Origin of the sequence: Paraburkholderia phymatum (assembly GCF_040965635.1) — a bacterium.
Taxonomy (GTDB): Bacteria; Pseudomonadota; Gammaproteobacteria; order Burkholderiales; family Burkholderiaceae; genus Paraburkholderia; species Paraburkholderia phymatum_B.
On sequence record NZ_JBFRCH010000011.1, the window covers coordinates 143,596 to 159,899 of the forward strand.

Here is a 16,304-nt window from a genome sequence, read left to right on the forward strand (position 1 = left end):
CATTGACTCCTTCTGTTCGTCGGCAGGTCAGGGCTTTTCGCCCCGGGTCTGGCATGCCCGCGCGAGTTCGTCATTGCGCGGGGTATCCAGCCAGTCGACGTTCTTCATCTTGCGCACCACCACGAACTCGTCGCGGTTCGTGCCGATCGTGCCGTAGTAGTTGAAGCCGTAGCTCAACTGCGCGTAGCCGCCGATCATGTGCGTGGGCTTCAGGACGATGCGCGTGACGGAGTTGTGGATGCCGCCCCGCACGCCCGTGATCTCCGAGCCCGGCGTGTTGATGATCTTTTCCTGCGCGTGGTACATCAGCACCATGCCGGGATTCACGCGCTGGCTGACCACGGCGCGCGCCGCGATCGCGCCGTTGATGTTGAAGACCTCGATCCAGTCGTTGTCCTCGATGCCGGCACGACGCGCGTCGTCCTCGCTCAGCCAGACGACGGGGCCGCCGCGGTTCAGCGTGAGCATCAGCAGGTTGTCGCTGTACGTGCTGTGAATGCCCCATTTCTGGTGCGGCGTGATGAAGTTCAGCACGACCTCGGGATGACCGTTCGGCTTGATCTCGTGGATACCCGATGTAGCCTTCAGGTCCACGGGCGGGCGATAGCTCGAAAAGCCTTCGCCGAATGCGATCATCCACGGATGATCCTGATAGAACTGCTGCCGCCCGGTGAGCGTGCGCCACGGAATCAGTTCATGCACGTTCGTATAGCCCGCGTTGTAGCTCACGGTCTCGCTTTCGATGCCGCTCCACGTCGGCGAGCTGATGATCTTGCGCGGTTGCGCCTGCACGTCGCGATAGCGGATCTTTTCGTCTTCGCGATAGAGCGCGAGGTGACGGTGATCGCGCCCAGTCGCCTTCGAGAGCGCTTCCCACGCCTTCACGGCGACATGTCCGTTCGTTTCGGGCGCGAGTTGCAGGATCACTTCGCACGCGTCGATGTCGGACACGATGCGCGGCATGCCCTTCGTCGAGCCTTCCGCTTCCGTGATGCCGTTGAGCTGGCCGAGCTGCGTGACTTCCGTTTCCGTCTTCCACGCGATGCCCTTGCCGCCGTTGCCCGCCTTGTTCATCAGCGGGCCGAGCGCGGTGAAGCGCTTGTACAGGTTCGGATAGTCGCGCTCGACTACTGCGACCTGCGGCGCGGTCTTGCCCGGAATCAGCTCGCATTCGCCCTTGTGCCATTCCTTCACGCCGAACGGTTGCGCGAGTTCGGCGGGCGAGTCGTGCATCAGCGGCGTGAGCACCACGTCCCGCTCGACGCCTAGATGCCCGACGCACACTTCGCTGAAGGCCTTCGCGAATCCCTTGTAGATCTCCCAGTCGGAGCGCGACTGCCAGACGGGATCGACGGCTGCCGAAAGCGGATGGATGAACGGATGCATGTCGCTGGTATTGAGGTCGTTCTTCTCGTACCAGCTTGCGGTGGGCAACACGATGTCCGAGTACAGGCACGTCGTGCTCATGCGAAAGTCGAGCGTCACCAGCAGATCGAGCTTGCCTTCGGGCGCTTGTCCGTGCCACTTCACTTCGGTGGGCCGGGCGTCGCTGTCGCCGAGGTCCTTGCCCTGCACGCCGTTTTCCGTGCCGAGCAGATGCTTGCAGAAATACTCGTGACCCTTGCCCGACGAGCCGAGCAGGTTCGATCGCCACACGAACATGTTGCGCGGCCAGTTCTCCGGTGCATCAGGGTCTTCGCAGCTCATCTGCAGGCTGCCGTCGCGCAGCCCGTTCGCCACATAGTCCTTTGCTTCAATGCCCGCAGCGGCGGCGTCCTTCGCGAGATGCAGCGGGTTCGTCCGCAGTTGCGGCGCGCTCGGCAGCCATCCCATGCGTTCCGCGCGCGCGTTGTAGTCGATCATGCTGCCGCCGTAGACCTGCCTATCCGCGAGCGGCGAGACGATTTCCTCCATGTCGAGCTTCTCATAGCGCCACTGGTCCGTGTGAGCATAGAAGAAGCTCGTGCTGTTCATCTGGCGCGGCGGACGCGCCCAGTCGAGCGCGAAGGCGAGCGCCGTCCAGCCCGTCTGCGGGCGTAGCTTCTCCTGGCCGACGTAATGCGCCCAGCCGCCGCCGCTCTTGCCGATGCAGCCGCACATCATCAGCAGGTTGATCACGCCGCGGTAATTCATGTCGGCGTGATACCAGTGATTCATCGCCGCGCCGATGATCACCATCGAGCGGCCTTGCGTCTTGTCCGCGTTGCTTGCGAACTCGCGCGCGACGGTGATGATCTGGTCGCGCGGCACGCCTGTGATCGATTCGGCCCAGGCGGGCGTATAGGCGGCGTTGTCGTCGTAGCCGGACGCGCCGCTGCCGAGGCCCCGATCGATGCCGTACTGCGCGGCCTGGAGGTCGAACACGGTCGCCACCAGCGCGTCGCGGCGTTCGCCTTCCTTGCCGAGCGGAAGGCGCACGGCGGGCACGCGGACGTGATTGATCTGCCCGTTCAGCGGATTGGCCGTGAAGTGCGGCGACTCGACACCGCCGAAGTAGGGCAGCGCGACATCGACGATCTCATGCGCCTGCTCGCCGTCTTCGAGCACGGAGAGTTTGAGCTTGACCTGGGCGTCGTGGCGCGCTTCCTTGTCTTCGAGATTCCATTTGCCCGTGTCGTCGCGATCCTGCGCGCCCCAGCGAAAGCCGATCGAGCCGTTCGGCAGCACCGCGCGCCCGGTCGTGTCGAACGCGATCGTCTTCCATTCGGGGTTGTTGCGCTGTCCGAGCTCGCCGTTGAAATCGCTTGCGCGCAGGTAGCGATCCGGCACGAGCGTCGTGCGCCCGTCGGGCAGCGTGTGCTCCTTTAGCATCACCAGCATCGGCAGGTCGGTGTAGCGCCGCGCGTAGTCGTCGAAATAGGCGCTGCGTGTCCTGAAGTAGAACTCGTTCAGCACCACGTGGCCGAACGCCATCGCGAGCGCCGCGTCTGTGCCTTGCCGCGGATGCAGCCACAGGTCGGACAGCTTCGCGACTTCGCTGTAGTCAGGCGTCACGGCGACCGTCTTCGTGCCCTTGTAGCGGACTTCGGTGAAGAAGTGAGCGTCGGGCGTGCGCGTCTGCGGGACGTTGCTGCCCCACGCGATGATGTAAGAGGAGTTGTACCAGTCCGCCGACTCGGGCACGTCGGTCTGCTCGCCCCAGACTTGCGGGCTGGCGGGCGGCAGGTCGCAATACCAGTCGTAGAAGCTCATGCAGACGCCGCCGATCAGGCTCAGGTAGCGGCTTCCCGCTGCGTAGCTGACCATCGACATCGCCGGAATCGGCGAGAAGCCGATCACGCGGTCGGGGCCATGCTTTTTGATCGTGTAGACGTTGGCCGCGGCGATGAGCGCGTTCACTTCGTCCCACGTGCTGCGCACGAAGCCGCCCATGCCGCGCACCTTCTGATAGTCGCGACGGGCATCCGTGTTTTCGACGATCGACGCCCATGCGTCGACGGGGTCGCGATGCACGCTGAGCGCCTCGCGCCAGCGCTTGAGCAGCCGGCCGCGCACCATCGGGTGCTTGATGCGGTTCGCGCTGTACAGGTACCACGAATACGATGCGCCGCGTGCGCAGCCGCGCGGTTCGTGATTCGGCATGTCCCAGCGCGTGCGCGGATAGTCGGTCTGCTGCGTTTCCCACGTGACGATGCCGCCCTTCACGTAGATCTTCCACGAGCACGAACCCGTGCAGTTCACGCCGTGCGTGCTGCGCACGATCTTGTCGTGCGACCAGCGGTTCCGGTACGCGTCTTCCCAGGTGCGGTCTTCACCTGTGGTCAGACCGTGGCTGTCCGCGAAGCGCTCCTTGGGCAGCGCGAAGTGGCTCAGTCGGTCGAGAAAGTGGCTCATATGATTGCGCTCCGGGGTTCAACAAGGCATCGGCGCGTTGCGGCGGGCGTAATGCCACCAGGTCAACGCGATGCAGATCAGGTAAAAGGCGATGAAGGTGTACAGCGCGGCCTGCGGGCCGCCCGTCAGGGCGATCGAGCTGCCGTAGCTCTTCGGGATGAAGAAACCGCCATAGGCCGCGATCGCCGCCGCGAAGCCGAGCGTGGCGGCCGCTTCCGTGTTGCCTTCCTTCGTTGCGCGCTGTACCGCGTCGCGGTCGTTGGGGTCGACTTCCTTCAGCTTCGAGGACAGGAAGATCACCGGGAACATGCGGAAGGTCGAGCCGTTGCCGATGCCCGTCGTCAGGAACAGCACGAGAAAGCTCATGAAGAAGCCCGAGAAGGCGCCGCCCGACGGACCCGACGGCAGGAACCAGAGGACGCCGCCGACCGCGCATGCCATCACGACGAAGTTCCACAGCGTCACGCGTGCGCCGCCGAGCTTGTCCGCGAGCCAGCCGCCGAAAGGCCGCACGACGGCGCCGACGAGCGGCCCGAGCCACGCATACGCGAGGGGATTCACGCCGGGGAACTGGCTCTTGATCAGCAGCGGAAATCCCGCCGCATAGCCGATGAACGAGCCGAACGTGCCGAGATAGAGGACGCACATCAGCCAGTTGTGCTTGCGCCGGAAAATGACGGCCTGATCGGCGAACGACGCCTTGGCCTCTGCGAGATCGTTCATGCCGAACCACGCGGTCAGTGACGCAAGCGCGATCCACGGGACCCAGACGAACGCGGCGTTCTGCGTCCAGACGTGCGAGATGTGCCCGTCCTTGACGATGCTTTGCGGATCGCCGGCGAATACGCCGAAGATCCCCGCCGTCACGACGAGCGGACTGAGGAACTGCACCACCGACACGCCCAGGTTGCCGAGCCCCGCATTGACGCCGAGCGCCGAGCCTTTGCGCTCGCGCGGGAAGAAGAAGCTGATGTTGGCCATGCTCGAGCTGAAGTTGCCGCCGCCGAAGCCGCATAGCAACGCAAGCGAGAGCATCGTCGGATAGCTCGTGGACGTGTCCTGCACTGCGATGCCGATGCCGATTGCAGGGATCAGCAGCGACGCGGTGGAAATCGCCGTCCAGCGTCGACCGCCGACGAGCGGCACCATGAACGAATAGAAAATGCGCAGCGTCGCGCCGCTGAGCGCGGGCGCGGCGGCGAGCCAGAAGAGCTGGTTGGTCGAATAGCGGAACCCGAGCGTCGGCAGGCTCACGGCCACGACGCTCCACACCTGCCAGATCGCAAACGCGAGGAACAGGGCCGGCACCGAGATCCACAGGTTCAGCTTGGCGACGGCTTCGCCCTCGCGTTCCCAGAACGCTTTGTCCTCGGGTGTCCAGATTTCGATCACGCGGCCGCGCCGCGCTGATAAGGGTCTTGAACTCATCGTGCTTCTCCTTTGATACGTCCGGCGTGCATGGGCAGCACGACCGGACTGCAAGTCTCTCGGCACGATTGTGTTCGTCCGGCATCGGGATGAATATCCGCCGGATGGTTAGTCGGAGCGTTCCGTTGGAACTAGGGAGAAAGGCCAGGACATAGTTCTTTCGAACTATGTCGATTGCGGAGTACGCGAAGGTTGAGACGGATCAATGCGATGGACGGGAATTTCGGGGCCGCCGTCAGGGCTGCATCGATGAGCATTTGCTGAGCCGATTATCGAAAGCACCTCATGCAAATTACGCAAATACGGCGCGTCAACCGGTTGAACAATCGCGACCGGATTAATCGAAGCCAAATAGATACACCGGCCATCGCAAAAATTCGAAATCCTTCTATAGGACTGAAGCGTGATAAGGCTTCAAATAACGCTCAGCCAGTCGTCACCGCAATACGGCTGGCGAATATGCTCCGATTTCGACCTTGCCGCCCCGTGTGGGGCGGCTTTTTTGCGCCGCGATTTCAGCATCGCAGCGGGCCGGAGCGTGGAGCGAGGCAAATGAGCGATCGCAATGCAAAGCGGTAGAAATCGGTCACTCATCGCGCGCGAAATCGACATTCTTCTATATCTCGACGAAGACGGTTTCTTTACAGTCTGAATAACGCGCAGACACAAGCAAACCGACGCGTTTGCCGCGTCGCGCAGCGGGTAATGCACTCCCGCGATCTTTACGCCCATCGGTACTCAGCTACTTTTCTTCAATCAGGCCCAATGTATGTTCGCTTCCAGGCAGTTCAGCCCAACATTGCGAAAGTGGTGTGAAGGCGTGGGTGGCGCTTCGATATTTCTGCTGCCGGCCTTTTTCTTGCTGTCGCTTGCGCTGCTCGGCGTTTTGAGTCTGCATGGCACTACGTCTCGCGCGATGGTGTCGGCCGCGCTCGCATTGTCTGCGTCGATGGTCGTCGTGACGGGGATGCTGCTGGCCGCGAGCGAACAGCTTCGGAGGACGCAGATCGCCAATCTGCTGCGCATGCCGATACGCGGCCTCGAGCCATCGATGCACCACGCCGCGCGCGCGTCCGTCACAGAAGATCAGGGATGCCAGGGAGCGTCGCCGGATTGCGCGCTGTGCGAGATGAACGGCGGCAGCCTGCGCCTTGCCTGCGAGCACCGCGTCTGTTGCGATGGCGAGAGCGCATGCAATGCCTCTTTTTCATCGTCAAAGAAGGGCTTTATTCACATTTCTGTTCACAATGAACAGCGCACATTCGATTCGCGGATTTCTCAATAAAACCAGGCATGTCTTACAATGTAAAGGGCCGTGTACCCAACCCGCGGAGATTGTGATGAACCATGCTGTTCGTCTGTTCGATCTGTCGAGGCAAATACCAACGGCTCTTCGGTGCGTTCATGAGCGGCACGACGCGTAACGTCCGGGTCGTGCTGGCTGACGACCACCCGGTCGTCCTTTGGGCCATTTCCGACACGTTCGCCGACATACCGGGCTACACGGTAGTGGCAAAGGCCCATTCGGGCGCGGAACTGATTCGCCTGCTCGAAAATGAACCCGCCGACCTCATCATTACCGATCTCGTGATGCAGGGCGACGAGCAGGTCGAACTCGACGGGCTGCGTCTCGTCAGCATGCTGCGCCGCGCGCATCCGGAGATTCCGCTCGTGGTCTTTACGATGGTCACGAGCGGCGGCATGTTTCACGAGCTCTGCAAGATGGGCGTTGCCGCGATCGTGAGCAAGGAAGAGCCGACGTCCGAACTTGCGCAGATTTGCATGCGGGCTTTGGTCAGCAAGGAAACGGTCATTTCGCCGAAGATCGAGCAGCGGCTCGCGCGCGAAGGCGCGCGGACGAAAGACCTCGGCCGCGAGCAGAAGCTCTCGCCGCGTGAACTCGAAGTGGTGCGCCTCTTCGCGCAAGGTCTCTCTGTGACGGAGATCGCGCGCACGTTGAACCGCTCGGTGCCGACCGTCGCGACGCAGAAGCGCTCGGCCATGCGCAAGCTGCACGTCGAGAATCACGCCGAGCTCGTCAAATACGCAACCGAGATGGGACTTGCCTGATGGAGCGTCTCTTCGCTTCAGGGCAGGATTCGCCCCTCGAGATGCTGCGGATGCTGGAGCGCAACCTGAAGCGCGAGCGCCGCATCTTCTCCGTAGCCGTCGGATTGCTGATTGTCGCGGCGCTATCGGCGGCGATTGTCACGGGACTCACGTTGCTGAATACCTCGTTGAAGCGTGAACAGGAGGCGGCGCATCTGCTGACGACCAACGTGAATGCAGCGCTCGGCGCCCAGCAAAGCATGTTGACGACGGGGCGTCTGCTGCTCGAACTAAGCGGACAGGGTTTGCTCGGTTCACCCGTCAGGAAGGGCGGCGAGAGGTGCGTCGCCTGGCGGCGCGACCATAGCGAATCGCGCATCCAGTTTGCCTGTGACGAAGCCGTTCAACTGCTCTCGCGCGGCAGCCGCACGCCAACGCTGCAATTTGGCCTGCTCGATGCAAGCGCGTCATACGGATACGGCTTCTTTCCGGCAGATGCCAATGTGCGCGACCCGAATGGCACAGACCGGCTCACAGTACTGGCGCACTGGATCAAGGCAACCATGGCGGCGCGCGATATCGATGAACTCGATGCCGTGCGCGAGCGGCGCACGATGTGGTTCAAAGCACCGGCTTCGCTCGGCTTCCATGCCCATACGTTCATTGTGTTTTCGATTGTTGCAAAGGACGACCAGCCTTATGCGTTCGTTGCGACGAGAATCGATCTGGACCGTGTGGTTGCCGACTCGATCCCGGAGTCGATGGAGTCCGATGCCGCGTTGTTCGACCCACAAGGCGAGATGTTGGCGGGCGACGCGGCTGCGAATGTGTTCTACGCGGAAAAGCATCTTCGGCCGGGAGCGGCGGGCGTCTTTCGCTGGATTCCGGGTCATGGCTGGGGCGCGCGCTCGCAGCCGCTGATCTACGACATCGGGCACATCGTGCTTTCGCTGCCTGTCTACAAGGATCTGGCAGCAAGGCGCACCGAAGCATTCGTGATCCTGGTCCTGACCCTGGCGCTGGTCGGCCTGCTGCTGGCGATGTACCGCTACTGGAACTATCGCTATCTCACGCGCACTTATGACCAGGCGTGCCTCGCAGTCGAAGGCGAGATTCTCAATCACCTGCTGGTGCATTCGACGCCCGTCGGATTGTGCATCGTCCTGAGGTACGACTTCCGGATCATCGCGGCGAATCAGATCGCGCGCACCGTGCTCGACCTGGGCGAAACGCCGACGCGATTGCCGCTCGGCTTGTGCGAAGCCTTCGAAAAGCGCGGCATTTCGCCAACGCCGGCGCGAAGCGATACGGGTATCGAGCAGTTCGAATATTCGCAACCGCGGCCCGGCGCGGACGATCTGCACCTGAAGATCGCGTTTGCACCCGCCGTCGTCAACAAGACGGATGTGCTCTTCTGCGCGATCGCCGACATCACCGAGCAGCACGAGGTAGAAAGGCTCTTGCGCGCGGCGAAGGAGACGAGCGACAACATGGCCAAGGCCAAGCTCAATTTCTTCGCGTCGATGAGTCACGAGATCCGCACGCCGCTCGCGTCGCTGGTCGGCAATCTCGAACTGGTGGCACTCGGCCCGCTCGCCGCCGAACAGGCCGCGCGGGTCCAATCCATGCAGGCCTCCGCAGGCGCGTTGTTGCAGGTCGTGAACGACGTGCTGGACTTCTCGAAGATGGATGTCGGCGAGATGCGCCTCGCGGAAGACTGGGGCTGCATCCGCGAGCTGATTCTTCGCGTCATGATCGCGCACGCGCCGCTTGCGAACCGTCAGGGGCTGAAGCTTTTCGTCGTGATCGATCGCGCGTGTCCCGAGCGGTTGCTGTTCGATCCGATTCGCGTCTCGCAGATATTGAACAATCTGCTGGGCAATGCGCTCAAGTTCACGCACTTCGGCAAGATCGTGGTGCGCGCGGACTGGCGCGATGCGGCGCTTCAATTGAGCGTCGCGGATACGGGCGTGGGCATCCCCGACGAGCTGCGTCAAAGGCTTTTTCAGCCCTTTACGCAGGGCGAAGGACACCGGCTTACGCAGGCGCGCGGAACAGGTCTTGGTCTTTCCATTTGCGCGCGGCTGTGCGAACTGATGCGAGGGCGGATCGCGGTCGAAAGCATCGAAGGCGTCGGGACGCGCATCGCGGTTTCGCTGCCGTTGCGCAGCGAGGCGCCCGCGGCGGGGCCCAGCGAAGAACCGCTTGCGGGGCACGCGGCCATTCTTTGCCGTGCAAGCGAATATCGCGAGTGGTTCGATTGCCTTTACGATCCGCGAGCCAGCTCGTTGACCTATGTCGACCCAGGCATTGGCGCGACGGAGCTCGACGGCTGCGAATATCTCATCGCAACCGATGAGTTTCCCGTGGCCGATATCGCGCGTGTCTGGCAAGACACGTCCCGCGTGATCCGGATGACGCAAGACGGCCCGCTGGTGCCTGCGATTCGCGAGGACGGCTCGCTCGAAGTGAGCATCTTCAGTCTGCGCGGATTCAGGCAGGCGGTGCAGTCGTTGACGCAAGGACCGCATGCCAGGGCGCGTCTGTTCGAGCCCGCCGCAAGAGAGAGCGCGGCGAGACCGCGAACGAACGAGATGTCGACCGTTCTCGTCGCCGAAGACAACCTGCTGAATCGCGGGCTGCTGCGCGATCAGCTTCTGACGCTAGGCGCGAAAGTGATTGAAGCCGCCGACGGCGAGGAAGCGCTCGCACTACTCTGCAAACACCATGTCGATATCGTGCTGACGGACATGGACATGCCGAAGATGACGGGTGCTGAACTGCTTGCCGCCATTCGCGCGAAAGAGCCCGAACTGCCCGTGTATGCGGTGAGCGCGAGTGCGAGTGCGCAGGACGTCGAGCAAGGACGCGCTCGGGGCTTTACCGACTATCTGACGAAGCCCGTTGCGCTGTCGGTGCTGGCGGCCGTGTTGGCACGTGCGCCCGAAACGCCGTATGAGAAGACGCTGGGCGACGATAACGACGAAGAACTGCCGCCCAGGTTTCCCGCTGTGCCCGCCGACTACGTCCGGATGATCGTGCAGCAGACGGACATGGATCTCGCTGCACTCCATCCGATTCGGGAGAGCCGCGACACGCAGGCGTTGCGCCATTGGGCGCATCGCGTGTCGGGCGGGCTGTCGGTGCTGGGGCCGTCGATGCTTCGCGACCAGTGTCAGGAACTTCGTGCGGCGATCCGCGAAACGGAAAATTGGTCCGAGGACGTCGAGGCATTCGTGTCGATCGTTCAGGACGAACTGACGGAACTGCGTGATCTTTATATGGCCTCGCTCCACGATTAGCGGTTCAGCGCGAGTCATCGGGTTCGCGGCAAATCAACCGATTTCTATATCGACGGCGCGTATGTCTCGCTAGAGTTCTACTCCCGACTCACTCCATTTCCCATTGGCGGACACGCGCGTAATCTGCCGCGCGATAACGCCAGGCAAGCAATATGTCCCGTCCCATCTTTCGCCGGCGCCGCATGGTCCGCGTGCGCGTCAGTACTTTTATTTTGCTGTCGGCGTGCGCTGTGGTTGCAGTATTGTGCGCGGCCAAAGCGTTCGCGGCGTCGCGTTCGACTCACTATCCGACGCCGGAATCCGAACTGCGCAAGCTCACCATGATGCAATCGGCAAGTGACGATGCCAGAGCTTCGAATGAAGCCTACGGCGGGCGAGAGGAGTGGGTGTGCGAGCCGGTTCAGGCAAGCGGAGCGTGCCGTCGCCGTGCGGGCAGTAAGACGTCGCCTCGTTGACGATGCCTTTGCAGACCATGCGCCCGCTCGTCTGGAGCGCACTGCGGGGCTGAAACGCTATGCAGCGGCGAGCTTTCGGCGATCAGTTGCAGCATGTGACCGTTGATGCGCGCGACGACTTCCGACCAGTCGCATCCGAAGGGCCGGCGGAATAGCCGCATCGTGTCAATTCAGAAAAGGCGAGCGCCTCAACGCGAGCGGTCGAGGCGCCGTGGAAAGAAGATCGAAAAGAGAGGGACCGTCGACCGCCGGATCACGCGAATTCGAGCATCTGATCCACGCTCGATCTGTCCAGCCACAGGCCATGCCCGGCGGCAAAGCGATACATTTCGGACTCGCCGGAAAAGCCCAGCCGCTTGCATGCGGCCATGCGTTGCATGCTAATGGTGTTAGGGCGACGATTGAGCAGGCGCGCCGTCTCGCAGACCGTCAACCCGCACAGCATCAGCCCCGCGACTTCCATCTGCCGACGTGTGAGTCCGGCGAACCGCCGCAGTTGAGGTAACGCGTCGAACTGGTCCAGCGCGGCCTGCATGATCGGAGAGAAGTAGCGCTGCACCGACGCGACGCGCCGAACAGCGGTCACGACCTCGGAAATCTCTTCGCGCTTGCTGACGATGCCCGCAATTCCGCGCTTCACCAGACTTCCAATCAGGAATGGATCTTCGAACTCGCTATACACGAGCACAGGTAGCTCCGGATATTCGCTCGAAATAGACGCGAGAAAACGCCATCCATTGAGCGCACGTTCGTCAGGCATCGAGTAGTCTGTTATCAGCACGTCGCAAGCGGTGCTATTCAGCAATGCCATCAATTGAGAAGAATTGCTCACTTCGCCGATCACGTTAACGTCGGCTTTTTCCAGCGCTTTTCGAAGTCCGTATAGTACGAGCGGATGATCGTCAGCGATCGCAACTTTGATGCATTTGTCTTTCACATTCATCCCTCGAAAAACGAATTGATGTTGCTCTTTCAATTCGACGACATGTCAGCAATGTCGGCCGTCCCTGTCTGTTGAAATCACAATGGCGTACGCGCGGCACCGGAGGTGCCGTCCCGATCATATCGAAGCCGACGATCCGGTTTAGACCGCCGACTGTTCCGACGTCGGATTTTCTACGCTGTCGGCAACAGAAGCTGATTGAGATACTGTCGTTCATGATCTGTTTCAAACAATAACAGACGTGAAGGAATCCTTTGTATAGAAAGGCGTTGAAAATGAAGTAAGTGGCAAGCTAACTTGCCGCCTGCCTGCGCGACAAAGATTCCATCAACGCCTGTTGGGGAAGCGCTTTCGAAATAGCGAAGCCTTGCACGAAATTGCAGCCAGCCGTACTCACCCGTTCGAGATCGGTAGCCGTTTCGACGCCTTCAGCCGTGATGTGCAAAGCAAGACGCTTGCCGAGCAGTACGCAGGCATCCAGCGCTGCGCGGGCTCTCGAGTCGTTCTCCGCATGTTGAACGAAGGCGCGGTCGATCTTCAGTTCGGTGAAATGGCACTGCATCAGGCGAAGCAACGAGCTATGGCCGATGCCGAAGTCATCGATTGCGATTCCAAAGCCGCAGGCTCTCAATTCTTCGGTGGCTTCAGGCAGCGCGGCATTGTCGTCGGCTGAACCCGTTTCGACAATTTCGAGCGCGATATGCTCTGGCGCAGCGCCGCTTTCCTGCACCGTTCGAAGCAGATGCTCTGGCGCGGCGCGTTCTCCCAGCATGCTGGCCGGCACATTGACCGAAACCGTAAGCGGATAACCCATTGCTGATCAGTCGTGTTGCGCGGCAAGCGCCTGCGACAGCATCGAATACGTCAGCTGCTGGAGTGCAGCGGGCGTAGCGCTTTCCAGTAGCCCCGCCGCAGACGAGGCGCCGTGAACCGGGTGCATCACTCGCGCAAGTGCCTCCACGCCGACGATTTTGCCCGTCGCAAGCTCGAATTTCGGTTGATACCACGCCGATATGGGCGGCAAGTCGTCCTGCTCCAGCCAATCATCGGCGCGTGCGCGCTGGCGGGCCTGAGGGGGAATGCGGAGACTTTGCGCTTGACCGTGCATCACATCCCTCACACGGGTTCCGGCGATTGGCTGTGGTGTTGCGCAGAGGGCGCCTGCTGCCGCAAGCGCGATCGGGCCTTTATCGACTGGAGCATCGTTTCGGCAGATTCGCCGAACAGTTGTGGAAGCACTTCAGCCAGCAAGCCCTGCTGCGACCAGATCTTGAAGCGGCGATGACACGTGCGAAAGTCGGGTGTGCGCGTCGGCAGTGCGGACCATGGTGCACCGTTCGAGATGACCCACAGCACGCACTCGAAAACTTCCCGATTGCGATAACCGGGACGACCACGCGTGTCCGCCTTCGGCTCACGCTCAAAAAACTGACTCACGCGGGTCCATTGCTCGTCTGTCAACGCAGATTCGAATTTCACGTTCATATCGCTCTCCAGGAAGACTTGCAACGATACGAACGTGAGCGGGACGCTTCCATCGAATAACTTCGAATCTCAACGAGATGATCCGCATTTCAAGGCGCACGCAATCCAGGCGAACGAATCTCCAATAAATAGAAATCCTTCTATAGTTCGATCGCAAGAAAAAGCCCACTGTGTGGGGGTGCGCCGAAAAAAGAGAGAAGAAGATGTGTACGCGATACTCGAATCGAGCGCGTCCAGCTTGCCGGTGACGACCACTCGGTGCAATCGAAGAAATGTCGACTCTTTCAACATCAGGAATAGTTTGATATGCGCCATTGGTTGATCTTGCACATCGTTCACGGCCGGCGTGAGTCAGACAGTGGTTTCTTTAAGGCCTGACGTTGCGAAGGGGTGCGCTGTGAGCGGGCTGATCGTCATTTTGACGTTGTACGAATCCGCGTTGTGTCCAGCGCCCTTTGCAAGGCCACTTTCGCCGTTGTCTTTCGAACGATGCATATCGGCGGACGATCGAAACGGCCGGGACAACCCATTCTCCTGGTCGCAAGGCTGGGGAGTTCGATAGCTCTGCAAGATTATGGCGAATTTAGCGAACTGCGTGAACGTCGCGGTCGCAGACGATCATCCCATTGTTGTCCTGGCGATTTGCGAGGCGTTGGCTGCCATGCCGTCTCTCAACGTTGTGGCTACCGCGCCTACGGGTACAGAGTTGCTGCGTGTCGCGGAGTCAGGCGCTGTCCAGCTGATCGTCACCGACCTTGTCATGCATTCGAAAGACCCGGATGACGACGGCCTCAAGCTCGTTCAGCGTTTGCGCCGGCAACGGCCGGATGTTCGGATCGTCGTATTCACGATGACGACGAACAGAGGCGTTCTCCATCAATTGTGTCGCATCGGCGTGTCGGCCATCGTCGGCAAGGACGAGGACGTCAGGCTGCTGGCCAGGGTCTGCATGCGCGCTCTCGTCGAGAAAGAAACGATACTTTCCTCGACCATCATGCGCAGCCTTTCGATGGCGGGGAAAACCCAAAGAGATTTGCGGCGTGCACAACCCTTGTCTCCGCGCGAAACCGAGGTTGTCCGGTTGATTGCGAATGGGATGTCGTTGACGGAGATCGCGCGGAAGCTGAATCGCTCGAAAGCGACCGTTGCAACGCAGAAGTACTCGGCCATGCGGAAACTGCACTTCGATAACGGCGCAGACCTCGTCCGCTTCGCATCCGAATTCGGCCTTTCATGAACCGTACCCTCGCTCGACCACGTCGCGCCAGCAATTTATCTTCTTGACGGATTGTATGACAGGAATATAATCCGTCGACAAGCGGACGGTTTGCCTTCTAATGATCTGAAAAGAAGGCCGGCCAGTCGAAGAACGCCAACATGACGGAGACAGCACCATGCAGATGGATGCCAACATCGGAGCGCGTCTGGACAGACTTCCTCTGTCCGGCTTCCATTGGCGTCTGCTTGGCCTGATCGCGGCCGGCATGTACTTCGATTCGTTCGACATCTACATCGCCGGCACGGTCCTTGCGGCGATGGTTCACAGCGGCGAATCCACGCTGAGCCTCAACGCGACGTTCGTATCCGTCACCTTTATCGGCATGATGACGGGCGCGTGGCTTTCCGGGCTGCTCGGTGATCGTTTTGGCCGCCGCTTCTGCTATCAGTTCAATCTCGGCATCTACGGCTTCGCGTCGATTGCGGCGGCGCTCGCGCCGTCCATCTACTGGCTGATCTTCTTTCGTCTCGTGATGGGCGTCGGCATGGGCGCGGAAATCGTCGTCGGATACGGGACGCTCAGCGAGTTCATTCCCGCCGACTGGCGCGGCCGCTTCGGCACGATCCTCAATCTGATCATCAATACATCGCTGTTCCTGTCGACGTTTCTCGGCTGGCTGATCGTGCCGCACTACGGCTGGCGATGGATGTTCGCGATCGCGGGATGCGGCGCGCTGGTCGTCTGGTTCCTGCGCAAGTCGATGCCGGAATCGCCGCGCTGGCTCGCATCGCGTGGACGCGCCGACGAAGCGCGGCAGATCGTCGAGCGCATCGAGACGGCGTGCGGCAGCACCGCGAGCCGCGCGCCGAGCATCACGGAGTCATCGGCGCGCGAATTCTATTTCAGCGAAACCACCGAAACCGGCCGTCTCGGCGATCTGTTCTCGCGCCGACTGCTGACGCGCACGATCACGGCCATCACGGTTCTCGTCGCGCTGTTCACCGTCAATTACGCGTTCGTCAGCTGGATACCGACGTTCCTCGTCAAGCAAGGGCATAGCGTGTCGAACTCGCTCGGCATCACGGCGCTGATGTTCGCGGGCGGTCCTGTCGGCTCGCTGATCGCATTTGCACTCGCCGAGCACCTTGGGCGGAAGTGGGGCAACGTATTGTTTTCGCTCGTATGCGTGGGCTTCGGCATTGCTTATCCGTTCGCGCAATCGGCGGTGGCGATCACGGCGCTCGGCTTTGCGATCACGTGCTGCGTCTATGTGCTGTCGTCGTTCAGCGTCGCGACGTACGTGCCCGAACTGTTCCCGACGGAACTGCGGCTGCGCGGCTCGGGGCTTGCGAACACGGCGGGCCGCGCCGTCAGCATCGTCGTGCCGTATGCGGTCGCGAGCGCGTTCACGCGCTTCGGCATTGCGGGCGTGCTGACGATGATCGTCGGCACACTGCTGGTTCAGGCGTTGATCGTCGGCGTGCTCGGCACGGAAACGAAGCAGCGCTCGCTCGAAGCGATCGCCGCCGATGCCGAAATTACGAGCGCAGAAGCACAGGAAGGAAGCGCGACGGCCGCAATGGAGTGAA

General features: G+C 61.3%; 10 protein-coding genes and 1 pseudogene. 5 read left to right on the forward strand and 6 right to left on the reverse strand.

Going from position 1 to position 16,304, the window contains the following annotated elements:
- Positions 1-27 precede the first annotated feature (27 nt).
- The 3 genes from AB4Y32_RS20555 to AB4Y32_RS20565 all read right to left on the reverse strand — a co-directional run bounded on the left by AB4Y32_RS20555 (position 28) and on the right by AB4Y32_RS20565 (position 6,160).
- Positions 28-3,834 (reverse strand): nitrate reductase subunit alpha, encoded by a 3,807-nt coding sequence (locus tag AB4Y32_RS20555; protein ID WP_368723102.1) that lies wholly within the window; start codon positions 3,832-3,834, stop codon positions 28-30.
- Between the two features lie 18 nt (positions 3,835-3,852).
- A complete protein-coding gene (locus AB4Y32_RS20560; protein ID WP_368723103.1) occupies positions 3,853-5,262 on the reverse strand; it encodes a NarK family nitrate/nitrite MFS transporter in 1,410 nt (469 codons plus the stop codon).
- Positions 5,263-6,004: 742 nt separating this feature from the next.
- A complete protein-coding gene (locus tag AB4Y32_RS20565) occupies positions 6,005-6,160 on the reverse strand; it encodes a hypothetical protein (protein WP_160111761.1) in 156 nt (51 codons plus the stop codon).
- 51 nt (positions 6,161-6,211) lie between these two features.
- Between AB4Y32_RS20565 and AB4Y32_RS20570 the strand changes: the two genes are divergently transcribed.
- The 3 genes from AB4Y32_RS20570 to AB4Y32_RS20580 all read left to right on the forward strand — a co-directional run bounded on the left by AB4Y32_RS20570 (position 6,212) and on the right by AB4Y32_RS20580 (position 10,613).
- The gene (locus AB4Y32_RS20570; RefSeq protein WP_368723104.1) at positions 6,212-6,547 is read left to right on the forward strand and encodes a hypothetical protein; all 336 of its coding nucleotides are present in this window, start codon (positions 6,212-6,214) and stop codon (positions 6,545-6,547) included.
- Positions 6,548-6,609: 62 nt separating this feature from the next.
- Entirely contained in the window at positions 6,610-7,332 is a 723-nt protein-coding gene (locus AB4Y32_RS20575) for a response regulator (protein WP_368723105.1), read from the forward strand.
- On the forward strand, positions 7,332-10,613 hold the full coding sequence (locus AB4Y32_RS20580) for a hybrid sensor histidine kinase/response regulator (RefSeq protein ID WP_368723106.1): 3,282 nt from the start codon (positions 7,332-7,334) through the stop codon (positions 10,611-10,613). Before AB4Y32_RS20575 ends, AB4Y32_RS20580 begins: the two co-directional genes overlap by 1 nt.
- 708 nt (positions 10,614-11,321) lie before the next feature.
- On the opposite strand, the gene AB4Y32_RS20585 is transcribed toward AB4Y32_RS20580, so the two are convergent.
- From AB4Y32_RS20585 to AB4Y32_RS20595, 3 genes and pseudogenes are all read right to left on the reverse strand, one after another.
- Positions 11,322-12,044, reverse strand: coding sequence for a response regulator transcription factor (locus AB4Y32_RS20585; protein ID WP_368723107.1), 723 nt, complete (start codon positions 12,042-12,044; stop codon positions 11,322-11,324).
- Positions 12,045-12,303: 259 nt separating this feature from the next.
- Positions 12,304-13,119: pseudogene (locus AB4Y32_RS20590) on the reverse strand (EAL domain-containing protein).
- A gap of 8 nt (positions 13,120-13,127) precedes the next feature.
- Entirely contained in the window at positions 13,128-13,496 is a 369-nt protein-coding gene (locus AB4Y32_RS20595) for a transposase (RefSeq protein WP_368723108.1), read from the reverse strand.
- A 595-nt stretch (positions 13,497-14,091) separates the two neighbouring features.
- Between AB4Y32_RS20595 and AB4Y32_RS20600 the strand changes: the two genes are divergently transcribed.
- The gene (locus tag AB4Y32_RS20600; protein WP_368723109.1) at positions 14,092-14,733 is read left to right on the forward strand and encodes a response regulator; all 642 of its coding nucleotides are present in this window, start codon (positions 14,092-14,094) and stop codon (positions 14,731-14,733) included.
- 157 nt (positions 14,734-14,890) lie between these two features.
- Entirely contained in the window at positions 14,891-16,303 is a 1,413-nt protein-coding gene (locus AB4Y32_RS20605; RefSeq protein ID WP_368723110.1) for an MFS transporter, read from the forward strand.
- The last annotated feature ends 1 nt before the right edge of the window (position 16,304 follow it).

What these genes read in the sequence shown, in the direction of transcription:
- AB4Y32_RS20555 (WP_368723102.1), bottom strand. Translation starts at nt 3,834, where the DNA reads ATGAGCCACTTTCTCGACCGACTGAGCCACTTCGCGCTGCCCAAGGAG.
- AB4Y32_RS20560 (WP_368723103.1), bottom strand. Translation starts at nt 5,262, where the DNA reads ATGAGTTCAAGACCCTTATCAGCGCGGCGCGGCCGCGTGATCGAAATC.
- AB4Y32_RS20565 (WP_160111761.1), bottom strand. Translation starts at nt 6,160, where the DNA reads ATGCAGACTCAAAACGCCGAGCAGCGCAAGCGACAGCAAGAAAAAGGC.
- AB4Y32_RS20570 (WP_368723104.1), top strand. Translation starts at nt 6,212, where the DNA reads ATGGTCGTCGTGACGGGGATGCTGCTGGCCGCGAGCGAACAGCTTCGG.
- AB4Y32_RS20575 (WP_368723105.1), top strand. Translation starts at nt 6,610, where the DNA reads ATGCTGTTCGTCTGTTCGATCTGTCGAGGCAAATACCAACGGCTCTTC.
- AB4Y32_RS20580 (WP_368723106.1), top strand. Translation starts at nt 7,332, where the DNA reads ATGGAGCGTCTCTTCGCTTCAGGGCAGGATTCGCCCCTCGAGATGCTG.
- AB4Y32_RS20595 (WP_368723108.1), bottom strand. Translation starts at nt 13,496, where the DNA reads ATGAACGTGAAATTCGAATCTGCGTTGACAGACGAGCAATGGACCCGC.
- AB4Y32_RS20605 (WP_368723110.1), top strand. Translation starts at nt 14,891, where the DNA reads ATGCAGATGGATGCCAACATCGGAGCGCGTCTGGACAGACTTCCTCTG.